Annotated in this window: 15 protein-coding genes, 1 tRNA gene and 1 pseudogene; 9 read left to right on the forward strand and 8 right to left on the reverse strand. The window is 53.9% G+C overall.

Translation table 11 applies throughout. The features are described from left to right. Positions 1-14: 14 nt before the first annotated feature. The 7 genes and pseudogenes from BBI10_RS18510 (at position 15) to BBI10_RS18535 (ending at position 12,522) form a co-directional block, all read left to right on the forward strand. Positions 15-641 (forward strand): TetR/AcrR family transcriptional regulator, encoded by a 627-nt coding sequence (locus tag BBI10_RS18510; RefSeq protein WP_065990944.1) that lies wholly within the window; start codon positions 15-17, stop codon positions 639-641. 564 nt (positions 642-1,205) lie between these two features. Next, positions 1,206-2,231: pseudogene (locus BBI10_RS28680) on the forward strand (methyl-accepting chemotaxis protein); the annotation flags it as partial. A 141-nt stretch (positions 2,232-2,372) separates the two neighbouring features. Beyond that, positions 2,373-3,086, forward strand: coding sequence for a methyl-accepting chemotaxis protein (locus BBI10_RS28685; protein WP_410930507.1), 714 nt, complete (start codon positions 2,373-2,375; stop codon positions 3,084-3,086). Positions 3,087-3,882: 796 nt separating this feature from the next. Beyond that, positions 3,883-6,282: a type I restriction-modification system subunit M gene (locus tag BBI10_RS18520; protein ID WP_065990948.1), complete on the forward strand. Its 2,400-nt coding sequence runs from the start codon at positions 3,883-3,885 to the stop codon at positions 6,280-6,282. Continuing rightward, positions 6,275-7,615 (forward strand): restriction endonuclease subunit S, encoded by a 1,341-nt coding sequence (locus BBI10_RS18525; RefSeq protein ID WP_208600761.1) that lies wholly within the window; start codon positions 6,275-6,277, stop codon positions 7,613-7,615. The genes BBI10_RS18520 and BBI10_RS18525 overlap by 8 nt, the downstream gene beginning before the upstream one ends. After that, positions 7,615-9,084, forward strand: a complete 1,470-nt coding sequence (locus BBI10_RS18530) for an ATP-binding protein (RefSeq protein ID WP_065990950.1) — start codon at positions 7,615-7,617, stop codon at positions 9,082-9,084. Before BBI10_RS18525 ends, BBI10_RS18530 begins: the two co-directional genes overlap by 1 nt. Positions 9,085-9,504: 420 nt before the next feature. Further along, positions 9,505-12,522, forward strand: a complete 3,018-nt coding sequence (locus BBI10_RS18535; RefSeq protein WP_065990952.1) for a type I restriction endonuclease subunit R — start codon at positions 9,505-9,507, stop codon at positions 12,520-12,522. A gap of 295 nt (positions 12,523-12,817) precedes the next feature. Here BBI10_RS18535 and BBI10_RS18540 read toward each other — a convergent pair whose 3' ends face one another. Together BBI10_RS18540 and BBI10_RS18545 are read right to left on the reverse strand one after the other, a co-directional pair. Continuing rightward, on the reverse strand, positions 12,818-13,198 hold the full coding sequence (locus BBI10_RS18540) for a hypothetical protein (protein WP_065990954.1): 381 nt from the start codon (positions 13,196-13,198) through the stop codon (positions 12,818-12,820). A 181-nt stretch (positions 13,199-13,379) separates the two neighbouring features. Continuing rightward, positions 13,380-13,994: a hypothetical protein gene (locus tag BBI10_RS18545; RefSeq protein WP_065990956.1), complete on the reverse strand. Its 615-nt coding sequence runs from the start codon at positions 13,992-13,994 to the stop codon at positions 13,380-13,382. 135 nt (positions 13,995-14,129) lie between these two features. On the opposite strand from BBI10_RS18545, the gene BBI10_RS18550 reads away from it, so the two are divergent. Beyond that, entirely contained in the window at positions 14,130-14,354 is a 225-nt protein-coding gene (locus BBI10_RS18550; protein WP_065990958.1) for a helix-turn-helix domain-containing protein, read from the forward strand. A 1,773-nt stretch (positions 14,355-16,127) separates the two neighbouring features. On the opposite strand, the gene BBI10_RS18555 is transcribed toward BBI10_RS18550, so the two are convergent. Next, a complete protein-coding gene (locus tag BBI10_RS18555; protein ID WP_065990961.1) occupies positions 16,128-16,748 on the reverse strand; it encodes a helix-turn-helix domain-containing protein in 621 nt (206 codons plus the stop codon). Between the two features lie 393 nt (positions 16,749-17,141). Here BBI10_RS18555 and BBI10_RS18560 point away from each other — a divergent pair, with 393 nt between their 5' ends. Then, positions 17,142-17,723, forward strand: a complete 582-nt coding sequence (locus BBI10_RS18560; RefSeq protein WP_065990963.1) for a hypothetical protein — start codon at positions 17,142-17,144, stop codon at positions 17,721-17,723. Between the two features lie 125 nt (positions 17,724-17,848). On the opposite strand, the gene BBI10_RS18565 is transcribed toward BBI10_RS18560, so the two are convergent. The 5 genes from BBI10_RS18565 to BBI10_RS18585 all read right to left on the reverse strand — a co-directional run bounded on the left by BBI10_RS18565 (position 17,849) and on the right by BBI10_RS18585 (position 22,895). After that, positions 17,849-18,814, reverse strand: coding sequence for a plasmid partitioning protein RepB C-terminal domain-containing protein (locus BBI10_RS18565; protein WP_065990964.1), 966 nt, complete (start codon positions 18,812-18,814; stop codon positions 17,849-17,851). After that, positions 18,814-19,722 (reverse strand): plasmid partitioning protein RepB C-terminal domain-containing protein, encoded by a 909-nt coding sequence (locus tag BBI10_RS18570; protein WP_065990966.1) that lies wholly within the window; start codon positions 19,720-19,722, stop codon positions 18,814-18,816. The genes BBI10_RS18565 and BBI10_RS18570 overlap by 1 nt, the downstream gene beginning before the upstream one ends. Further along, positions 19,719-21,290, reverse strand: coding sequence for a recombinase family protein (locus BBI10_RS18575; RefSeq protein WP_279615262.1), 1,572 nt, complete (start codon positions 21,288-21,290; stop codon positions 19,719-19,721). The genes BBI10_RS18570 and BBI10_RS18575 overlap by 4 nt, the downstream gene beginning before the upstream one ends. A gap of 340 nt (positions 21,291-21,630) precedes the next feature. Beyond that, complete coding sequence (locus tag BBI10_RS18580; protein WP_054083136.1) at positions 21,631-22,704, reverse strand: site-specific integrase; 1,074 nt, start codon at positions 22,702-22,704, stop codon at positions 21,631-21,633. Positions 22,705-22,818: 114 nt separating this feature from the next. Then, a tRNA-Arg gene (locus BBI10_RS18585) sits at positions 22,819-22,895 on the reverse strand. Positions 22,896-23,218 lie beyond the last annotated feature (323 nt).

The following is a 23,218-nucleotide window of genomic DNA, read 5'->3' on the forward strand; positions in this document are numbered from 1 at the left end:
GTAAGTTGCCGGCCATGACGTTGATCACGACCAAATCCAAAGGCGGCAGGCCCAGGCAAAGCCAGGCGGGCGAGGCCGAGCGTCGATTGCTGGATGCTGCGCTGCAGCGCTTTCTGGCCAAAGGCGTCGAGGGCACTTCATGCGAAGACATCGCCCGGGCGGCAGGCGCCAGCAAAGCCACTCTCTATGCGCGCTATGCCAATAAAGAGGCGTTGTTCGAAGCCGTGGTGCGGCGCCACGTAGCGACTTTGCTGGTGCCCGCCGAGGCGATTCCCGCGCTCCCGCTCCAAGGCCGCCTGAGGCATGTGGGCCATGGCATCCTCGAACATGCGCTGCAACCCGATACCCTGGCCATGATGCGCCTGGTGCTAGCCACTTCCAGTCGGACCCCGCTGCTGGCGGCCGAAGTGAATCGAATCGGGTGGGAAGGTGGATTCACCAGAGTGCGTTCCGCCATCATGGCGGGCCCGGACCAACCCTCGGATCCTGATGCGCTGGCCCTTCAATTCATCGACGTGGTGTTCGCGCCCCATCAGCTCAGAGCACTGCTGGGTGGAGACCGGGAACAGCTGATTCAAGCCATTCCCGAACGAGTGGAGTGGGGGCTGAAGTTGGTTCAAGCTGTCGGTCTGCTGGAATGAGTGTTTGGTTTCTATCGGTTCACCAAACAATGGTTCTAAACGGTAAAGAATTTTAAGTGACGGTCAATTAGCGGTAATCAGCGCAAGCACTGAATCTTTCACTATGACGGCACCCTATATCGAAGTGCAAAGTTGCTAGCGGGGTGGCATTATCCGTGCTGAACAAAAAGAACAACTGTCTTTAGTAGTGGGCTGAAACTGTTCCCATCCATCGATAGCGCTATGGCCAACTATTAGCCTTGAATGGCCTAATCCTTGGGGGGCGGGGTCGTAGTAAGCAGCAGCCGTGACCTCTAAACCGCAATTGATCTCCAGCCTCTGACTCAGGCGACCTTCCATCGGACAACGAAAAAACAAGCAAAATAATTTGAACTTTTCGTCCGGAATAGATACCGCGAAGCAAGTAACCTATTGCGCCGATAGTGTATGAAAGGACGATTTTTTCCTAAAGTTTTTTTGCGGCAGGCCGAAGTTTAAGGCTGTAGGAATGGCATGGAGTGGCCCTCTCCTATGTGAATACCTAAAACTTCAGAGGGCGCCATGCTAAAGAACATATTAATCAACATGACCGTCAGGTCGAAGCTCGTACTCGGCTTCACCCTGGTGATCATATTCACTGTGCTTATCGCCCTCACGGGGTGGACAGGCATCTCCTCACTCAGCGAGCGAAGTGAGCGCGTGTCTGACATCGCGAAACTCACAACGCTGACGCGGGACATGCGCATCGCCCGGCTGGTCTACGGCCAGAATTCTGACGACGCCAACGCTGCCACCTGGCTAAAAGCCTATGACAACCTCGACAGTCATTTGGCGTATTTGCGCGAAATACTCGACTCCGAGCTCAATATTCCCCATGTAAAAACCGCGACCGCCGCGATGACGGTCTACAAGGGCTTTTACAACGACATCATCAATGCGACCCATACGCGCGAAGCGAGCCGAGCCGTGTCTGGCAGCGCCGCCGATGAGGCATTGGAGGTGCTGCTACGCTTGGACACGCTCTCCAATTCGCCCGAGGGCACGGCCGCACAGCGAGATGCAATCGGACAAGCGCTGACGCTGTTTCAGAAAATGCGCTTTGATGTGCGTGGGTACACCTTCACGCTAAAGCCTGACGCGCAGCAGCTGGCGAACGCTTCAATCGCTGCGGCCGTAAACAACGCCCAATCCCTGCAAGCCGCTGGATTTCAACCCGACGCCATCAAAGGCTTTCAGGCTTCACTGAATAAATACCAGGCTGCCATTGCCCAGTTTTCGGAAGCACAGGCCGCCATTAACCAGGGCCAGGCAGGTATTACCAAAAACATCGAAGTCCTGCTGGCTTCCGCCGATCAGTTGGCGCAGAACCAGGTTTCGCTGCGTATTGAGGATGTGGGCCAAGCCAATAAGATGTTGATCATATGGCTCAGCATTGCGCTCATCATCAGCGCACTGGCTGCATGGGTCATCACCCGCCTCATCGTGGGTCCGCTTCGCGAAGCACTGCAGTTGGCTGATCGAGTCGCCAACGGCGATCTGACCTACAGCGAAATAACGCAAAGGCGAGACGAGCTGGGCCTGCTGCAAGCCAGCATGCACAGAATGACCACCAACCTGCGGCAGTTGATTGGTGGCCTGCGTGATAGCGTCACTCAGATTGCGAGCGCTGCCGAACAGTTGTCCGCAGTCACCGAGCAGACCAGCGCAGGGGTCAATAGTCAGCGAACCGAAACCGACCAAGTCGCAACAGCCATGAACCAAATGGCCGCCACGGTTCAGGAAGTGGCGAGGAACGCAGAGCAGGCGTCGGATGCGGCGGTCAGCGCCTCCAAAGAAGCCCGCGATGGTGATGCAGTTGTCGCCAAGGCAGTGCTCCAGATCGAAAAACTCGCCACAGAAGTCGGCTATTCGAAAACCGCGATGGATGAGCTCAAGCAAGAGAGCAACAAAATCGGCGGCGTGCTCGACGTGATCAAGGCCGTTGCCGAGCAAACCAACTTGCTGGCACTCAATGCCGCCATCGAAGCGGCGCGTGCTGGCGAAGCCGGCCGAGGTTTTGCGGTGGTTGCGGATGAGGTGAGAAGCCTGGCGCAGCGCACACAAGCGTCGACCGAAGAAATTGCGACATTGATTGGTGGTCTGCACAGCCGAACCGCACAGGTTGCGACCACGCTGGAAAACAGCCGCCTTCTGACTGACAACAGCGTCGAGCTGGCGCGGGATGCCGGGGCTTCAATCGGCAACATCAGTCGCTCGATTTCAACCATCGAATCAATGAACCAGCAAATCGCCGCCTCTGCTGAAGAGCAAAGTGCGGTGGCTGAAGAGATTAATCGCAGTGTTCTCAGTGTGAGGGACATCTCCGAACAGACTGCTTCCGCGAGTGAGCAGACAGCAGCTTCGAGCGTTGAGCTGGCGCGTTTGGGTGTGCATTTGCAGGGGTTGGTTAGCAAGTTTGTCGTCTAAGCTCGGGCTGCATAGCTAGCCAATTATTTGCCCTTCAAACGCTTTCTCACGTCTTGGAGCATCGGGCTGTCATTGCGCAGACAGCTCGATGTTCTACTTCGAGGACGTGCCTTGCAGTCGTCGGTCAATGAGTTGATGAAAGGGAGTGCGGCCAGGCCCGACCAACAGACAAAGATGCCTCAATTGATTTTGATCGCGGGTGACAAGGCTTGGGCGTGAGACTTGATTTTGAGGGGTTTCTGCTGGGCTGGTTAGCTTTTGAAGGGTGCGCTTTGCGCACCGTCGTTTGCGCCATCGCCGCAAAAACGACTCTCAGGCCCTGAGCAGGTATCTGGCAGTAACGCTGACCCCCTGCGACGCAAGGGAAAGAAGATGGTGCACCTGACGGGATTCGAACCCATGACCCCTGCCTTCGGAGTCCTAAAAGTCGACGTTTAGAATCAATACGTTAGCGGGGATTAGCTGGGAAATCAACGGGTTGTGTTAGCTGGGGTTAGCGGGTTTTCGCCCCTATTCGTGGGGTGAGTGTGGCAAATTTGTGGCATTTGCAGGCCTCACTGGTGATGTAATAGAGGCGCATTCAAACCACGACAGCAGCCCAAAGGAGCCCGCCCCTATGCGTTCTAGCTGCCCGTTGCAAATGTTGGTCCTGTATAGAGGAAGGACACCACTGCTGATCCCAGCTGCCAGAAGCGCTGTTGCATTGGTTAAGATGCGCTCCTTTAGTTTGTAAATGGGTGCGTACAGCCGCCCTAGCAGCGCTGCTATTCGGCGCTTTGATTTGGAGTATCTGCAGTTGAACCACGCGGTCCACAACAAACTGGTTTCGTTTATCTGGTCGATTGCCGACGACTGCCTGCGCGACGTGTACGTACGCGGCAAATACCGTGACGTTATCCTGCCCATGGTGGTGCTGCGCCGGCTCGATGCACTGCTGGAGACGAGCAAGGCCAAGGTGATGGAAGAGCTGGCCTTTCAGCAATTTGAGATGAGTCAGACCGAACTGGACGACAGTGCTCTGCGTGCCGCTTCCGGCTATGTGTTCTACAACACCAGCAAGCGGACGCTAAGCCAACTGCAGAAGACTGCTACCAACAACCAGCAGATCCTCCTGAGCAATGTAGAGGATTACCTCGACGGCTTTAGCGACAACGTCAAAGATATCATTCGTCGCTTTAACCTCAAGTCACAGATGCGCCACATGGCCAGCAAAGACGTGCTGCTCGACGTACTGGAAAAATTCACTTCGCCCACGATCAACCTCACCCCGCACGACGGTGTAGACCCACAAGGTAACCGCCTGCCAGCCCTGAGCAACCTGGGCATGGGCTATGTGTTCGAAGAGCTGATCCGCAAGTTCAACGAAGAGAACAACGAGGAAGCCGGCGAGCACTTCACTCCGCGCGAAGTGATCGAGCTGATGACCCACTTGGTCTTCGACCCGATCAAGGATCGTCTCCCCACCGTTATGACCATCTACGACCCGGCCTGCGGAAGTGGGGGAATGCTCACCGAGTCGCAGAACTTTATCGAAGAGAAATACCCTGACTCGACTACTCAGCGAGACATCCATCTGTACGGCAAGGAAATCAACGACGAGACCTATGCCATCTGTAAGTCGGACATGATGATCAAGGGCAACAACCCCGCTCATATCCGCCCCGGTTCCACCCTCTCGGTGGACGAATTCGCCGGCAGCCGCTTCGACTTTATGCTGTCCAACCCTCCATACGGCAAGAGCTGGGCCAGCGAGCAGAAGTTCATCAAGGACGGCGGCGATGTAATCGACCCGCGCTTCAAGGTCAGCCTCGCGGACTACTGGGGCAACGCAGAGATGCAGGACGCCACCCCGCGCTCCAGCGACGGCCAGCTGCTGTTTTTGATGGAAATGGTCAACAAAATGAAAGCTCCCGGCGAGAGCGGCCTCGGCTCGCGCATCGCCTCCGTACATAACGGCTCCAGCCTATTTACCGGCGACGCGGGCGGCGGCGAGAGCAATATCCGCCGCCATCTGATCGAGAACGACCTGCTCGACGCCATCATCCAACTGCCCAACAACCTGTTCTACAACACCGGCATCACCACCTATATCTGGCTGCTTTCCAGTAACAAGCCGGCGCAGCGCCGGGGAAAGGTGCAACTGATCGACGCCAGCTTGCTTTATCGCAAACTGCGCAAGAACTTGGGCAACAAGAACTGCGAGTTCGCCTCCGAACATATCGAGCTGATCACCCAGACCTACCTTGACCTCGCCAGCATCGACCGCCCTGCTGGCGGCGACGGCATTGCTGCGCAGGTATTCGATAACTGCGACTTCGGCTACCGCAAGGTCAGCATCGAGCGACCGGACCGACGCAAGGCGCAGTTCAGCGCCGAGCGCGTTGAAACCCTGCGTTTCGACAAGGCCCTGCGTGAGCCCATGCAGTGGATCTACCAACAGTGGGGCGAGGCGCTGTATCAGGATGAAACCCTGGCCACCCATGAGAAGGCCATACTCGCCTGGTGCGAAGAGCAAGACCTGGAACTCAATGCCAAGCAGCGCAAGAAGCTACTGAATCTCGAAACCTGGGCCAAACAGTCCTTGCTGGTCACCGTGGCTAACTACCTGATGCAGGCTATAGGCAGCGATGAATACGACGACTTCAACCTGTTCGCCAAGCTGGTGGACAAGGTGCTTAAGCAGCTGAACAAGGAGGCCGGCATCAAGCTCGGCGCTAGCGAGCGCAACCAACTGCTCAATGCCGTCAGTTGGTACGACGAAAATTCCGTCAAGGTCATCCGTAAGGTGGAAAAATTCGACCGCGCCGAGTTGGCTATGCTTCTCGAACGTCTGGGCTGCAGTGAGGCCGAACTGCCCGACTTGGGTTATTACTCCAACGGCAAGGCCGGCGAGTTCTTTACCTACGAATCCAACACCGACCTGCGCGACAGCGAAAGCGTCCCTCTGGCCGATTCCATCCACCGCTTCTTCAAGGCCGAAGTGCAGCCTCATGTGGCGGAAGCCTGGATCAATCTGGAGTCGGTGAAGATCGGCTACGAAATCAGCTTTAACAAATACTTCTACAAGCATCAGCCGCTGCGCAGCATAGACGGGGTGGCGCGAGAGATTGTGGTGCTGGAGCAACAGGCGGAGGGGTTGATTGCGGAGATTTTAGGGCTGGAGGTTAAGGATGTGTCGGGGGTGAACCTTGGTTAAGGGGCTGGAGAAATTTCTCTCGTATAAATTTTATAAGGACTTGAATCTTCAGTGGCTTGGAATTGTTCCAAGTCACTGGGAAGTAACTCGACTGGGCGGTTTTTTCAAAGAACGCCGCACTAAGGTTTCAGACAAAGATTTTCCGCCGCTATCTGTCACTAAGAATGGGATCCTTCCTCAGCTTGAAAGCGCAGCAAAAACTAATGACGGCGATAACCGCAAACTGGTTAAGTCTGGCGACTTTGTTATTAACAGTCGCTCAGACAGGAAAGGCTCTAGCGGTGTATCTGAGATGGATGGCTCTGTATCACTCATCAATATTGTCTTGGTACCGCGCGGTATAAACAGGGATTTTTGTAAGTATTTTTTTAAAAGCTATTCGTTTGTTGAAGAGTTTTACAGAATCGGCCATGGCATTGTTGCTGACTTGTGGACGACCCGTTATGACGAGATGCGGTCCATCGTTTTGGCTTTTCCTCCTCTTAGTGAGCAGGCCAATATCGCTAATTTTCTTGACTGCAAAGGTGCACAAATTGATCAGGCAATCCAGATCAAGGAGCGCCAAATCGAACGGCTCAAAGAGCGCAAGCAGATACTGATCCAGCTGGCAGTAACCCGTGGCCTTAATCCTGATGCACCCATGCGGGATTCCGGTATCGAATGGATTGGCAAGATTCCTGTGCACTGGGATTTGCAAAAAGTTAAGAATCTCTCAAGCTTCATCACCTCTGGGCCTAGAGGTTGGTCAGATTTCTTTTCTGAGAACGGAGCTTACTTTTTGCAGAGCGGTAATCTTAACGAAGATATGGCCGTTGAATGGGGCTCAGCAGTTCGGGTTAATCCCCGCCTTGGTGCGGAAGGGCTGCGCACGCGACTAAGAAACAATGATCTAGTGGTCTGTATTACTGGCGCTAAAACTGGGAAGGCCGCTATTGCCGAGTTTTTTGATGGGCGAGAGGTGTACATTAATCAACATTTGGCACTGATTCGGCCGGTTGAGGCTGTTGTGCCTAGGTACTTAGCGCTTACTCTTTATTCGGCTGTTGGGCAGACATACTTCTTTCTCGAACAGTACGGCCTCAAGCAAGGTTTGGGGCTTGATGATGTAAAAAATGCCCTAGTGGTTTTACCTCCTAGGGGCGAGCAAGAAAAGATCGTCGCTTATGTGGACGCACAGAGCGCTCTTATTGCAAGAGGTATCGAGCTGCTGCAACAACAAATCACCAAGCTCAAGGAATACAAAGCCACCCTGATCAATAGCGCCGTCACCGGCAAGATCAAGGTGCCGGGTGTGGTGGAGCCAGCCGAGATCGAGGAACGGGAGATCGCCTGATGAGCGTGGAGCGCGACCTGAGCTATTTGCAATCGCTGCTGCGGGAGCTGTGCGCGCTGCCGCAGGAAACCGAGTGGGTGGAGTTCAAGCAGAGCAACGATGACGCGCCACTGATTGGTGAATACATCTCGGCGCTGGCCAATGCCGCCGCCCTACTCGGCAAGCAATATGGCTATTTGCTGTGGGGTATCGACGATGCCAGCCATGCGGTGATCGGCACGGCCTTTAAGCCCTCTACCACCCGCTACAAACAGCAGGAACTGGAAAGCTGGCTGCTGCAGAAAACCGCGCCAAAGATCCACTTCCGTTTTTTCGAGTTTGCCGCCGCTGACGGCCAGCCAGTGGTGATTCTGGAAGTTCAGGCGGCCAGCCATACCCCGGTGCAGTTCGATGGCGTCGAATATACCCGCGTCGGTTCCTACAAGAAGAAGCTGCGCGAGTTTCCGGAAAAGGAGCGGGCGCTCTGGCGCGTCTTCGACCGAGTGCCCTTCGAGCAACAACTGGCCGCGCAGAACCTCGGCGTCGATCAGGTGCTCAAACTGCTCGACTATTCGGCCTACTTTGACCTGACTCACCAGCCCCTGCCGGAGGGTCGCGAGGCGATTCTCGCCGCACTGGCGGCAGACCGCATGATCCAGCGCAGCGACAGCGGGCAATGGCATATCAGCAACCTGGGCGCGATTCTGTTCGCCAAGCGCCTGCAGGACTTCCCTGCGCTAGGGCGCAAGGCCGTACGCCTGATCCACTACAAGGGCAACGGCAAGCTGGAAACCCTGCGCGAACTCACTGGCAACAAGGGCTATGCTCTGGGCTTCGAGGGGCTGATCGACACACTGAAAACCCTGCTGCCAGCCAACGAGGAAATCGGCAAGGCTTTCCGCCAGGAAGTGCCGATGTACCCGGAATTGGCCCTGCGTGAGCTGGTCGCTAACGCCATCATCCACCAGGACTTCAACCTGAGCGGCACCGGGCCGATGATTGAGCTGTTCGAGCGGCGCATGGAGATCACCAACCCCGGCGTGCCGCTGGTCGACCCGCAACGTTTTCTCGATAGTCCGCCGCGTAGCCGCAACGAGGTGCTGGCGTCTTTCATGCGTCGTATCGGCATCTGTGAAGAACGCGGCAGCGGCATCGACAAGGTTATCGCCCAGACCGAGCTATACCAACTGCCGGCCCCGATCTTCGAGCAAACCGATGAACACATCCGCGTGGTGCTGTTCGCCCACAAGGACTACCGCGACATGGAGCAGGAAGACCGCGTGCGCGCCTGTTACCAGCACTGCTGTTTGAAATACGTAAACCGCGAGCCAATGAACAACACCTCGCTGCGCGAGCGTTTCCAGATCGAGGAAGGTAATAGCGCCATGGCTAGCCGGATCATCAAACACACCATCGAAGCAGGGCTGATCCGACTGTATGACCCCAGGGCCAATCGCAAGGTCTATCGCTATGTACCGAGCTGGGCCTGATGATCTCATTTGACGGTCATTTGACTGGCGAGCGATTAGTTACGGGTGAATCAGGTTAAGGGCCCGGCTTTGGCGCTTCCCCGGCGCGGGGCTCATTTGCCGGTCATTTGACTGAGACGGCCTGCGACGCTGCTGAAACCACTAAAACCCTGTAGATTCAAGGTATTGAAAATAACGCTCATTTGACTGAACAGATAGATCTAGACGAATAAGCCGAGCCATTAGACATTCGACAGGTTCTAATCCAGCCCTGCTCATGGCCGTGATGCCAGAGAAATCAAAAGGTGAGTGGTACTCAAGTGGGTGGCGACGAATGTCTACGCCCCATTGGCTGGATAGTTTTAGACATTTCTAGACATTCGTACTGAGCGCCGGGCTAGCCTGGCAGCGACACGAAGGGTCAGGCACAAGGAAGCCGGCATGGTAAGCAAGACCAACGAACAGGCGCTGGAAGCCAGCATCGAAAAGTACCTGACCGGCACCTGCCTGGAAGAGCAGGCGACGATTCGCGATGGCGTGACGGAATTGCCCTTTGGCCCTAACCACGGCTACCAACTGGGCCGTGTCCAGGACTTCAATGCCCGCTATGCCGTAGATACTCGCTGTTTATGGCAGTTCCTTGAGGCCAGCCAGGGCGATGAGCTGGAACGCCTCAAGCAGCGCTACGAGGACTGGGACCTGCGCATTCTGGAGCGCTTCGACCGGCTGGCGAAAAAATACGGAGTGCTGCACCTACTCAAGCGCGGCCTGGCCATCGACGATGTGCACCTCAACCTCATGTACCCTGCGCCGTTGGCCAGCAGCTCGGAGCGGGTCAAACGCCAGTTCGCGGCGAATCTCTTTAGTAGCACCCGCCAGGTGCGTTACTCCCTGAGCAATACCTTAGAAGAGATCGACCTGGTGCTTTTCGTCAACGGGCTGCCCTTCGCCACGCTGGAGCTGAAGAACCCCTGGACCGGCCAGACCGCCCGTTATCACGGGCAGAAGCAGTACAGGCAGTATCGTGACAGCAGTCAACCACTGCTGCAGTTCGGCCGCTGCCTGGTGCATATGACTGTGGATACCGACGATGTCTACATGACCACCAGGTTGGCCGGTGCCGCGACCTTCTTCCTGCCCTTCAATAAGGGCCACAACCACGGGGCCGGCAACCCGCCGAACCCGGCCGGACACAAGAGCGCCTACCTGTGGCGGGAGATTTTTAGCCGCGAAAGTGTGGCCAACATCATCCAGCACTTCGTTCGCCTGGACGGCAGCAGCAAGACGCCGCTGGCCAAGCGCACGCTGTTCTTCCCGCGCTACCACCAACTGGATGTTGTGCGCCGCTTGGTGGCGCACGCCAGCCAGCAAGGCGTGGGCCAGCGCTACCTGATCCAGCACTCGGCCGGCTCGGGCAAGTCGAACTCGATCACCTGGGCGGCCTATCAACTGATTGAAACTTACCCAGCTTCGCTGGAGGTTGCTGGCGCGCGCGGCCTGGATGTGCCGCTGTTCGACTCAGTGATTGTGGTAACCGACCGCCGTCTTCTAGACAAGCAGCTGCGCGAGAACCTGCGCGAATTCTCCGAGGTGAAGAACATCATCGCTCCGGCGCTGAAATCATCCGACCTCAAACAGGCGCTGGAGCAAGGCAAGAAAATCATCATCACCACCATCCAGAAGTTTCCTTGGATCGTCGAAGGCATCGATGACATGGCCGGCAAGCGCTTCGCCGTGATCATCGACGAGGCCCACAGCTCGCAGGACGGCAGCAGCCACGGCACGATGAACGCGGTGATGGGCGGCGGCGAACAGGACGACTCCCAGGAGAAGATCCTCAGCGCCATCAAGAACAGCAAGATGCGCGGCAACGCCTCCTACTTCGCCTTCACCGCCACACCGAAGAACAGCACGCTGGAGAAATTCGGCGAACAGCAAACCGATGGCCGTTTCGAACCCTTTCATCTGTACTCGATGAAACAGGCCATCGAGGAGGGCTTTATCCTCGATGTGCTGGCCAACTACACCACCTACCGCAGCTACTACGAGATCCAGAAGTCCATTGAGGACAATCCGTTGTTTGACACGCTGAAAGCGCAGAAGAAGCTACGTGCCTATGTCGAACGCGACCAGCAGACCATCGACGTCAAGGCAGAGGTGATGCTGGAGCACTTTATCGAGCAGGTGGTGACTCCGAAAAAGCTCAAGGGCCAGGCCAAAGGCATGGTTATCACACAGAACATCGAGGCCGCCATCCGTTATCATAAGGCCATCAGCCGGCTGCTGGTGGCGCGCGGCAATCCGTTCAAGGCGCTGATTGCCTTCTCCGGCGATAAGCTGGTCGATGGCATCGAGTACAGCGAGGCGGGGATCAACGGCTTCGTCGAGGCAAATACGCGGGACAAATTCGACACCGACGAGTACCGCTTGCTGGTGGTGGCCAACAAGTACCTGACCGGCTTCGACCAGCCCAAGCTGTGCGCCATGTACGTAGACAAGAAGCTGCAGTACGTGCTCGCCGTGCAGGCGCTTTCACGCCTGAACCGCGCCGCGCCGAAGTGGGGCAAGAAAACCGAGGACCTGTTCGTCCTCGACTTTTTCAACCTGGTGGAGGACATCAAGATATCCTTCGATCCGTTCTACACGGCCACCAGCTTGTCCCGCGCGACCGACATCAACGTGCTGCATGAGCTCAAGGACCAACTGGACGAGGTCGGCGTCTACGAATGGCCAGAGGTCGAGGCGTTCGCCGCGCAGTACTTCGACAATGTCGATGCCGAGCAGCTGGCCGTGCTGATCGATATCTCGGTTGAGCGTTTTGAGGTGGAGCTGGAGTTGGAGGATGAGGCGAAGGTCGACTTCAAGATCAAGGCCAAGCAGTTCGTGAAGATCTACGGCCAGATGGCCTCGATCATGCCTTACGAGATTGTGGCCTGGGAAAAGTTGTTCTGGTTCCTCAAGTTCCTGATCCCAAAACTCAAGGTCAAGGACAAGGACGCCGACGAGATCGACGCACTGCTCAATTCGGTGGACCTTTCTTCCTATGGGCTAGAGCGGGTCAAGCTCAACCACAGCATTGCTCTGGATGATGCTAACACTGAGCTTGATCCGGCTAACCCCAATCCGCGCGGGATGCATGACGGCGAGCAGGAGAAAGACCCGCTGGATCAGATCATCCAAAGCTTCAACGAGCGCTGGTTCCAGGGCTGGGGTGTGACCACTGAGGAAAAGCGCGTGAAGTTTCTGAGCATTCTACACGGTATTCAGGAGCATCCGGACTTCGAGCCCAAGTATCAGAAAAGTCAGGACGAAGACCACCGCGCCCTTGCATTCGAGAAAATATTTGAGGAAGTCATGCTGATACGGCGACGTCAAGATCTGGAACTCTACCGCCTAGTGGCCAGCGATGCAGTGCTGAAGTCGTCATTGCAGCAGAGCATGCGGGGCATGCTGGACTAAGACATTTGTAAGCTAGGTGCGTTTCAGCATGATTCGGCTAGTATTCAGTAAACGCTTGGGACCTACGTCGTGCGTAAAGGTACGGCACGGTTCCGACGCAGCCCCGTTGCCGCTGATACTGAAACGAACCGCTACTGATATACAGTTGACCCAAGCTTGTGGTGTATAAAATTCCACTTATGCTTGCTCTCAGCTGACTGCTGGTGGGTAGCTGCATGCCAACTCTAGGTAAAAATCAGGTCGTCCGTAAATTTCATATTCACTGTCACAGCCCATAGCAAGGTCATTAGTTGTCTTAACCAAATTTCAACTTGCCGAGCTTTTGCAAGCGCTCACGCATATATGCACCATCCCGCTTCATTTCAGCTCGCAAGTCCTCTATTTCCTCGGGGGAAAGTGAAAACAAGGTACGGGTCGGTGGCTCTTTACTAGTTCGTTGATCATCAGACTTTTCTGGATCGAATTGCTCTCTATCAAATTTCATTCCGTGCACCTCTACAAAGTCATAGTCTGCGTGGCATTCACGACCCCAAGGGTCATGCACCCACAAATCCCCATATCCGTCCCTAATGACGTAGTAGCCACCGGGGTCGTTTCTGACCATCAGGGTAGGGACACTGTGAAATTCTTGGGCTTCTGGATTGAAGCACCACGCATACTGCATTCGTTCTAGCAAAGGGCCTCCTTGACGATATCGGTCTGCGAAGCGGCTTGGAAGAGTGAGGTATGAGCAGTCGTGCACATGAATGCAGTATGGGGTCCCTTGATCCCAGATAAAAGCAGTGAACTATCCATCTGATCTAGAAGCATCTCAGCAACCATGAGGGCTTTTCGCGGCAGTTCTCTGCCGTTCAGCTCTAACCATTGAAAAGCACATTGCATCGGGTACACCATTCTTGTGCTGCGCGCTGACCCATTGGAAAACGTAGGGTCGGCTGGCTTGCATCAGCAACCGTCAAAACCAGTGCGAAGTCTTTGAGTCGACGTGTGCGCTGGAATGTGGGAACGCTCATGCCTGTCGCATTGACGACTCGGGCACTGCCTCCCATCTCCACCGCCTCAACCTCCCGCCATTCGCAATGCCAGCCCATGACCCACGAGAAGTCTCGGATTTGATAATCGCCAGTCGCACTTTGGCATTGAGCGAGTTTCCGCCGGGCTTGGTCAAAGACTATGAAGACCGGGCTTGGATAGCCGAGCAACTGGGTAACGTCGAGGCCCAAGCATTCCTGATGGTTGACAGAGGCGACGAGTGATTTCGCTCGTTTTTGCTGCTGTACCAAATACCACATCGCGAGGCAGAGAATTGAAACGGCTATTAGGAAAAATTGAAATACGTCGGTTGTCCGGTTCTCACTCGAAAGGGCCATGGCCAGTGATGACCCTATTGTTGCGAGTCCTGATAGGCCCGCTGCAGGTATCGCGATGCCACTGGCTAGGCTGATCCCCGCGATCTTCAAAGCATTTTTCATAGCTACCCCCAATGTCACTCATAGAGGACATGCTAGGGTATGTTTTTACATTTGTCACTTATAGAGCGTGAACTTATAGGGCGTGGTCCTATAGTAGGGGTGCTCATAGCATCCTCTCCTTTACGGGAGAGAATAATGGCGATTGACCCACGTACCGCCTTCGGCTTACGGCTGATTGAGGTCAGGAAGGCGAAAGGTTGGTCGCAGGAGCGCTTAGCGCTGGAAAGCGGCTTGGCGCGCAGCTATCTCGGGGGCGTGGAGCGTGGGCAGCGCAATATTGCATTGTTGAACATCTACAAGCTTGCAGAGGCCTTGGCAGTCACGCCAGGTTCACTGATGGATTCTTCAGCCGAGAAATGAGTGCTTTCAGCGATAGTCTCTTCTTGGTCAACTGAGTAGGGCACTCCCCCGAGTCTCAAAGGCTGTGCACAACATCCGCTAGTGGCGGCAACCCGTCACTGGGACGCAATTGGGATTCAGGTCAAGAAGGGTTGGACGCATTAAAAGCATAGGTTGTCCCCAAGGCCGCTGAGACTGATTTCTAACGAAATCAGTCTCAGCGGCCACATTCTTTGTGCTGGGCAGAGCCAGCACAAAGAATGTATGAAGTCGCTGGGGACAAAAAATCAGAGTGTTGCGTCCAAGGTAAATCAGCCACAACAGTGTGTAATCATTGTGGCTGGAATGTGTCGTTAGTATGGTAAAACTTCGGTTACATTGTGGCAGGAATGTGTGCCTATGATGGTAGGATTGTGGTGAGAGTGTGGAAGTTTTGATTGTCCTATTCCTAATGAGTTACTAAGGCTCTATTGATTCCGGGGCCGATTGACGCCGAGGATCTGTCGTAAAAGTTCGAACCGGATTGGTCGCTACTATAGCTAATGGAGTCAAGCCATCTTTGCCGCCCTGGCCTGCTGTTCCATAGGTGCGCCGGGTTTTTGCGGAAGCATGTCCTAAGCCACGGCTAACGCTATCTCCGTCGGTGAAAGCTTTCATATCAGCCGCCCATTGGTGCCGAAAACAGTAAGCCGTGACGGACTGTCTGTGCTGTGGCCATAGGTTGCTGGCTAGGCGTCGTACCTCAACCGTAAAATTCACTGCGCTCTCAATTTTTACTTCCTGTACCGGTACGTCGTCGCTGCAGTACGCGAATTTACATATCTCACGGACAAGTGGATGAGGATCACTCACACTGTATTTAATGATCCGCCATGGTTGTCCTTGCCCGGACTTAACTTTGGCGCCTCGTATACAAAAAGCAATAAAATCTTCACCGGTCACCGGATCTATTTCTCTACATACTGCCACGCCGTGTTGAAGCTCTGCGGGCCGGCAGCCTGTTAGAGAGGCTACTAAGATCGGTAAAGAATATTTACCGTGACCTGCGCGCAGATATAGATCATGCCGCCAATTAGCAGGGAGGCCCCGGAGAGCCTGGCGTTTACTGCGGCGTTTACGTCTAGTATGTATGAAGCCAATGTCTTGTGATTCGCGTAATTGCATCAGTCGCCTTAAATGGAAATTAAGCTGATGTGTCAAATGTCTAGATTGGATCGCATCAGTTGTCTCGGCCAGGCGCGCCATCAGCAGTTCATGGTGTTGTAGCAATGTATATTGAACGGCCGCTAGGCGCTTGTAAAAAGTGCTACTGCACTCCGTTGCTTGTAATACTTCCGACAATCCACCGGGTGTGTATAACGACCGTTTTATCAAAGTTTCAGCCAGTCTCAGGTATTCTTGAGTCGTTATTTTTTGGGGGGCTTCGCGTTTCTCCGATCTCTTCTGCAGGCTAGATACAACTTTCTGGCACTCATCGGCTAATTGGTGCAGTGGTGCTTGTGGGTCTACTCTCATCACTTTGCTCCCTCCAACTAGAATGGCCAGCCTCGCATTGGTTGTCCTATGGCAGCATCAATCATTGGTAAGGCTGAGTTTTTGACATCGGGGTGGCATACCGACTGGTCCGCACGGGGTACCGAAATCGAGTTTCAAGCGTCCTCGGCCTTATGGTTTTTTCTCTTCTTGTATGGGTGACCCTGTGTCACCTCAAACCACGTTTCACATGACATGCAGTCAGCCGAAGCGATGCGGTACCTGTCCATAGGTCATGTGACTGTCAGTCCTGTGTATAACTTACTCGTCGTTCCGATTGCGCTCATGTATTGCGCTTCGTATGGATAGGAGCTTATTGAAGAGGTCTGGATTGCTCTCAGCCAAATGGTCAAGGTCGGCTTGATTGATCTGGAAGCCGATATTGGTTTGTCTCTCAATAATCTGCAGGTGCTCGATATGTATGTGATGACCTTCAGTTTCTTTGCTAATTAGCATGCGCTTAAGCTCCTGCACCGCGTCTTTGATCTCGCCGGGCCGATACTTCCATTGCGCATGACCGCGGTGGCGACCCTGAGAGTCGCTGATCATTATTTTTTCAGTCAGCTGATACTGGTTGTACTTTCGAGCACGTGATTTGGAAATATAGCCTTGGTCTTCGAGCAATTTTATCTTTCTCATAACCTGGCGCTCACTGATTCCTGCCTTCTTTGCGATCGTCTGAACTGAGGGGATTGATAATCCTGTTCTCAGATCACAATGGGATTTGATGACGCAGTAGACTGCGAAGGCATCTGGCCCCAGCTTCGAGAGCTCGTGTTCCACCATCGCCTGAAAAACGTGAAACCAGTGTGTATTGGATTTCAACCGATCCTCTGGGTCTTGGCGATCAATGGAATTTAGCGATATCTCCAGGCTGCTCATTTTCGTCCCTCCACCTGAGTCTTCTTGGTTGGACGTCCACCAGTATGGCGAGCGCTCGCATGCCCCGGAGTGGGAATAAGTGCAGAAGTCGCCGCCGGTCCACCACGCATCCACTGCCTCAAGTCCCCTAGTCTCCATCTCAGGCGTGAAAGACCAGGAACAGGATCAAGACCTGGCAATTTCCGTTGACGCACTGTCAGCAGGCTGAAGCCGGTCAGCGCTGCTACCTCTGCTACGCCAACGAGAACGTCGTCCCCAAGCTTTTGGATTTTCAGAATGGTTTCGTAGTCTACTGTCATCTCGGTTCCGCTCGATTGCTCTGAAGTGACTCCAGTTTTCGCCAATCAAGCGCTCCATTTCTAGGACAGCTTTTTGGCAAGGGATATCGGCCTCATGAACGCAAGCATTCAGTCGCAGCTGCTTTTACCTGACGTCCCAGATGAAGACGTTTCGAATTTCATGGTGCTTGAAATGACAAGGCATCGAGAATCGGGACGAAAGAAATTCTTGGTTCGAGTGCCGGTAGACAGAGTCAAGCATCTGTACGCGCTCATGTTGCGAGCATCAAAAAAGACAAAGATCTCGCTAGAAAATCAGCTGACAAGTATCACAGGGCTGGAAAATGGCAGGACCCTGCGGCGCTACGTTAGCGGTGAGGCGCACATGGCTTGGCCCACGTATCGAAGGATGTTGATGTGGGCGCTGGCCGAAGGCTGGATCAAGGATTACGTTTTTGGATTTTTGGTCATGGAGTCGTTCCATAGCGAAGCCGCGCAGCTCGCATTGCGGGGGGTTATGGAAAAGACTAGGAGACAAGTTACAGAGATAATTTTAACGAAAGAAGAAATTATCAGTGCGTTCAACAAAGCTTACAGAGCCGTGGAGCTCGAACGTAATGCCATTGTCGTTCGTCGAGCCGAACTCAATAGCCAGTTTAAGGAATTGGCTATCGAGTTCGATTTCCAGTTCGACTGATCAGGCTAATGTCGGTTGCAAACGTAGCGATTCTAAATATCCCTCGCCCGTCCAACGGACGTATCCATGTGTGTTGGGGGCGATTGAACACTGGCCATGGGCATACAGAGTATCTAAAGCCGCGATTATTGATCGGGAGTGGGCTTTGGCACAGGACCCGCCTCGTCATTCCCCCACGGCAGTTCAGCCAGCTCGGCAATGGATTGAAATTCTTTTAAATACTCTGGTTGGTGTCTGGCTAACCATCGCACAACGGAGGCGTTGGCGAGGAGCTTGGTTAGGTAACCTTTGATGACCGTGAGATGAAGAACGTCAGGCCCGTAGTCATCTTCGATTGTTTTGATCTGCATCTGCAGGGCCGCTAGCTCACGCTCTAAGCGTGCAATGGACTCTGGAGATATCTGCTGGTCAGGTAGGGGTTTTCTCGTGAAGACCAGTTGGTCGGATGGCGTGGCTGCCAACAGGGCTTTGGCAAGAAGAACGGATAAATTTCGGTTTCCAATCATTAGCTCAGCTGCTTCGATTTGTCTCAATGGTTTCATCTGTCGTAGAAGATTGAACACATTGGCAGGGCAATCAGTGTCACCCAAGAGCGAAATGACCTCGGCACAAATCCCGTTAAGCAGACGAAACCGTTGCTTGATCGTCTGTTGTGACAAGCCAAGAGCCTTGCCGAGCCGCTCGGCAGAGACCCCTCGCTCCATTGCTCGCACGATCATCTTGTTGCTGTGCACAGCAGAAAGTCGGTTGGTACGTTTGTTATACGAGTACGTGTCATCGTCAGTTGCCACTAGGCAATCGACTTCGAGCTCGTCCAAATCCTTAAGTGCCTCAATACGTAGATGACCATCCAACAAAAAGTAATGCCCGGTTTGGCCAGGCACTGGTATCACAACTGGCGGCTCGACCAGCCCAACGTCTTGAATCGAGGCGAGGATTTGCTGGTATTTGAGACTTTCTTTAACAGCAGGTCGTGATATTTTGAGCGGCATAATATTGATGATTTCGACTCGAACGCACTCATCCAAAAAGGCATTTTTCGGTACGTGAGTCGGCTGAGTGTTAGAAGAAGCATATAGTCGACTAGACATTACAAACCTCCTCCATTCCAAAGCCGAGCTTGTATCAACTTCGGCAACGAATCCAGATGCTCATCAAAAAGGAGCTTTTCGAAATCACTGACGGATAAGAGTTCTTTGATAGCCTGGATGGAAAAAACAACCCGATCATGTGTAAAAGCTGCCTTTTTAACCATTAAGCGCTGTCGTTCGGCCTCTCGCTCGAACAGCCGCCTTAAGTCAGCTGGGGTCAGTCTTTTCTTTTTGTTATTCTGGCTAATGCCGAGTGCGCTTCCTCGCACGAGCTTGTCCTTTTTGGCGCGGAGTTCCAGAAGGTGCCTAAGTTTGGTTATTTTCTTTCCCTTGAATCCGCGTTCGTAGGCGTCAGTCAGTAAATTTTGAATGTCACTTTCGCTACTGCGTGCGATATCCGTCGCCATACTCAGCGGAATCAAACCAGTCTCAACCGCCGATAGGAGTTTTTCTTCACCTCTCTCGATCAACACAACAATCATGCTGACCCATGAAGCAGTGCTTCCAATTATTTTTGCGATATCGGCATCCGTCTTACCCCGCTCTTTCAGGCGTCCAACCTCATTCATCAGGTCTATCGGACGGTGCTGCCTTCGAGCAACATTCTCAACCAAGCTCATCACAAGGCATTCTTCTTCATCAGCGTCAATTACAAACGCTGGAATTTCTAATGCTTCCAGAGCGAGAAATGCTTCAAGACGGCCTTGCCCACACACTAAATCGTAATTGAGCGGCCCTTGGGGAGAGGCTTTTCGACTTACGGTAATGGGGCGTTTGAGGCCCGCCGTTCTAATATTTTCGATGAGCTCGCTGTGGACCTTCTTGTTCCTGGTCCGAGGGTTCAGGATATGGATTTGTGCTATCGGTATTAGTGTTACACGGTCTCGTGTAGTTGATGGGCCGGTCATTGGCAAGCCTCTTTCAGGGAGCAACGAGCAGCTAGCCCGTTAAGAACATCCAGAGTTGCGAAGCAGTAGCTGTCGATCAAAGGGCTGTTTTCTTCGGCCATTTTCTGTGGCCAAGCGCCCATGTCTATAAGTGGAACAAGGTAATAGTCCCTGACTTTCTGGTTTGCTTGCTCCATGCGCACAGCAATGGTGATATCAGGGGCCAAGCTATTGTCAAATCTCAGTTTCCATCGAAGAGTGCCTGCCGGAGTGGATTGGCAGCGGGCGATAACTACGGATGCGGTCCATTCATCGTTAACCGTCAATACATCATTTTGAGCACTGATTTCCACACTCGCCCCAGCAAGTTTCAAGTGCTTTATTACGTTTTCAAAAACCTGCGGATGCAGTTGTCGCAGCGACCGATTTATATCCAAATATCGGTAGTCCCGATCCGGTGCATAACCTATAAGGGTATATGCACGTAAAAGCCCGCCAAAACGACTTATATAAGCGGCGCTAGAGGGCATATTATCCTGCTCGTCGATGAGCATCCCGGACAACGATCCCGCCTGTTGAAGTAAGGCTCCGAGCAGCTCTAGCATTTGTACGTCATCTAGGCGATATGAGCGCTGCAAGATTATTTCGCGAGCGCAGGTAAACACCTCCAGCGAAACAACTCCTTGAAATGCGCCGTCACAGCGAACCCACTTGTCGGGTGGATTGCGACTGATACGTTTGCGCAGCTTGGAGGATGTTTTGTTGTAGACATTGTTGCCAATATATTTCTCGTTGGTCAGCACTTGGTGGACGCTGCCCCTGCTCCAAGGACGGTCGAAGTCGGTGAGCAGGCCATCTGCATTTAGTACGTTGGCAATCTCACGCTCGTTCAGTCCGCTGTGGATGAATTGGTGATAGATGTGCTGTACCACCTCAATTTCAGCCTCGGGCCCAGGAATTAGGATGACCCTGTCTGTCTGGATGCTTTTTTGCTGGCCTCTCGATAGTTCTGCCTTGAATTCATTTTTCTCATCAATCAGCGCCCGGCGTAGTCCATAACCAGCCGGGCCACCCTGATGAAAGCCTTTCTCCACAAGACGGCATTGACCGGCGAAAACTTTTTGAGAGAGCTCGCGGCTGTACTCTCCAGCCATTGAACGCTTGATGCCCTTATAAATCGTTGCTAAAGGTGAACCGTCGTTCTCGAAGGGCTCTGCGCAATACACCACCTGGATGCCGGAACTGGTGCATAGGTATTCATAATGAGCACTTTCGTCAGTGTTTTGAAAACGTCCCCAGCGACTCACGTCATAAACCAGAATGACTTGGAACTGGATATTCCCCGCCTGGACGTCATCAATCAATCTGCGCAAAGCATCGCGACCACCGATATCTAGGCCGCTTTTGCCTTCATCCCGATAGGTTTTAACGATCTCCATACCATGGCTCGTGGCGTAAGCATGGATAGCCGCGGACTGATTTTCGGTGGAATAGCGTTGGTGATCAGTAGACATGCGAACGTATTCCGCAGCTTGGATCAAACTGGCAGAGCTGTCTTCCGATTTTTTTCGCTTGGATGGAGAGGGCAAGGTGGGCCTCCTCTAGACCAGAAAGTCTGGCCCATCTATTCAGCGTAGCGATGCTTTGTGACGTGGTTGTGACGAGGCATTACCACAAACTGGCTCATAGCGACAACCAGTCAACCATCGCGCCAGAAACGATAGCTGTAAGCTGAACCGAAACCGATTTCGTACAAGCTGCGCCCGGCTAAAATGGGTCGGTTTCTGCCGTTGGCCAATGATCGCAATGGGTCTACTTTTTGAGGGTCGAGTTCTTCAACTTTACTGGTCAAGTTCGGTGCAAACGACTGGCCAAGTCGAATGCAAATGTGCCCCGTCTGAGCAATAGCCACAGACGGGTGTGGTCTGATCAAGCCAGCTTTGCTGCCAGCTCCTCCGCAGTAATGTTGTAATACCGCTTCAGCATGTTTACCTCTCGATGCCCCGTCACGCTCGCAAGCTCAATCAAATTCGGCAGCTTAGTCGCAAGCCGACAGGTCGCCTCATGCCGCAAGTCGTGAAAGCGCAGATTGATCAGGAAGTCTTCCTGCGGGGTTACCTGCGCAGCACCACAATCCCCCAAGTATTTCAGCCTCGCACGCTCCAGACCTCGAACGAAGGCCTTCTTGAGCGCATCAGCCGTGGTGGGAAAGACTCGACCGCACAACGAGCGCGGCAAATCCTTTAGCAGTTGAATAGCCTTCGGCGAAAGCGGGACGGTTCTGGGCAGGCCGTTCTTGGTTGCGGGGAGATGCGCTGTTCTACGATCCAGGTTCACATGCTTCCAGCGCAGCTCGAAAATCTCACCACGGCGCATCGCTGTCTCAATCGCCAGTTGGACTATGGGCCGTATCCAGGGATTGTGTGATGCATCGGCGTAGGTGCCGTCGGCACGTCGCTCACGAAGCTCTAACGCGCCGAGCATGTATTGCTCTTCAATTGGGTCGAGCCGTCGCGAGCGCTCGTCGTTATAGCTTGGACGACTGACCATCCTGACCGGGTTTTCAGCGAGATGAATTCCCCACTCGCGGCGAGCGACCTCGATCACGCACTGAAACAAAGCCAGCTCACGTTTCACCGTATTGCCTTTGCGGATCTTCAAGCGCTCGTCACGGTAGCGGGCAAAATCTGAAGAGGTAAGGGTCGCAACGATGCGTGTCGCCAGCGGATGACGCTTGAGTGCTTCCAGGCGTTTGATTTCCGAATACGCGCCTTTGTGCTTCGGAGCAATTTCGGAAATGTAGCGATCGATGAGTTGATGAAAGGCAGTGCGTTCAGCCTCGACCCGAGAGACAAAGATGCCCCGGTCGATTTCGCTTTCGATCATGCGTGCCCAGGCTTGGGCATCGGATTTGGTTTCGAAGGTTTTGCGCTGGGCTGGATAGCCCTTACGGCGAATTTGCGCTTCCCACTGATACTCGCCGCGATTCCTGATTGTTGCCATTTCGACCATTCCCGCCACACTTGAGTGTGGCAAATTTGTGGCAAAAACGACTTTCAGGACTAGGACAGGTTTCTGGCAGTTGAGCTAACCCCTTGTAATACAAGGGATAGAAGATGGTGCACCAGGCGGGATTCGAACCCACGACCCCTGCCTTCGGAGGGCAGTACTCTATCCAGCTGAGCTACAGGTGCAACGCGGGCGCCATAATACTCATCTGGCCTGCACGCGTCCATGCCGATGACCCGCCGTTAACAATTTAGTGAGACCACGCCAGGCAGCAAAGCCACCCCCGCATGACAACCACATACGCACCCTCCCGGCTACGCTGACCCATATCCATCCCCATCCCAAGCTCAACCCGTTCTTTTTTTCGAACGCACTATTGTCCTTTACCCCTGTTGTCCCTAGGATTCGTTTGAGATTTCAAACGCCCCGCCCGGCCTTTCTTCTGTTCTCCAATCAGGGCCGGCGACAGTGTTATCCGGCGGCGGCCTCGGTCGAGGCGCCCGCACAC

This window comes from Pseudomonas graminis (genome assembly GCF_001705435.1).
GTDB classification, from domain to species: domain Bacteria; phylum Pseudomonadota; class Gammaproteobacteria; order Pseudomonadales; family Pseudomonadaceae; genus Aquipseudomonas; species Aquipseudomonas graminis_B.

What these genes read in the sequence shown, in the direction of transcription:
- BBI10_RS18510 (WP_065990944.1), top strand. Translation starts at nt 15, where the DNA reads ATGACGTTGATCACGACCAAATCCAAAGGCGGCAGGCCCAGGCAAAGC.
- BBI10_RS28685 (WP_410930507.1), top strand. Translation starts at nt 2,373, where the DNA reads ATGAACCAAATGGCCGCCACGGTTCAGGAAGTGGCGAGGAACGCAGAG.
- BBI10_RS18530 (WP_065990950.1), top strand. Translation starts at nt 7,615, where the DNA reads ATGAGCGTGGAGCGCGACCTGAGCTATTTGCAATCGCTGCTGCGGGAG.
- BBI10_RS18535 (WP_065990952.1), top strand. Translation starts at nt 9,505, where the DNA reads ATGGTAAGCAAGACCAACGAACAGGCGCTGGAAGCCAGCATCGAAAAG.
- BBI10_RS18545 (WP_065990956.1), bottom strand. Translation starts at nt 13,994, where the DNA reads ATGAAAAATGCTTTGAAGATCGCGGGGATCAGCCTAGCCAGTGGCATC.
- BBI10_RS18550 (WP_065990958.1), top strand. Translation starts at nt 14,130, where the DNA reads ATGGCGATTGACCCACGTACCGCCTTCGGCTTACGGCTGATTGAGGTC.
- BBI10_RS18555 (WP_065990961.1), bottom strand. Translation starts at nt 16,748, where the DNA reads ATGAGCAGCCTGGAGATATCGCTAAATTCCATTGATCGCCAAGACCCA.
- BBI10_RS18560 (WP_065990963.1), top strand. Translation starts at nt 17,142, where the DNA reads ATGAACGCAAGCATTCAGTCGCAGCTGCTTTTACCTGACGTCCCAGAT.
- BBI10_RS18565 (WP_065990964.1), bottom strand. Translation starts at nt 18,814, where the DNA reads ATGTCTAGTCGACTATATGCTTCTTCTAACACTCAGCCGACTCACGTA.
- BBI10_RS18570 (WP_065990966.1), bottom strand. Translation starts at nt 19,722, where the DNA reads ATGACCGGCCCATCAACTACACGAGACCGTGTAACACTAATACCGATA.
- BBI10_RS18580 (WP_054083136.1), bottom strand. Translation starts at nt 22,704, where the DNA reads ATGGCAACAATCAGGAATCGCGGCGAGTATCAGTGGGAAGCGCAAATT.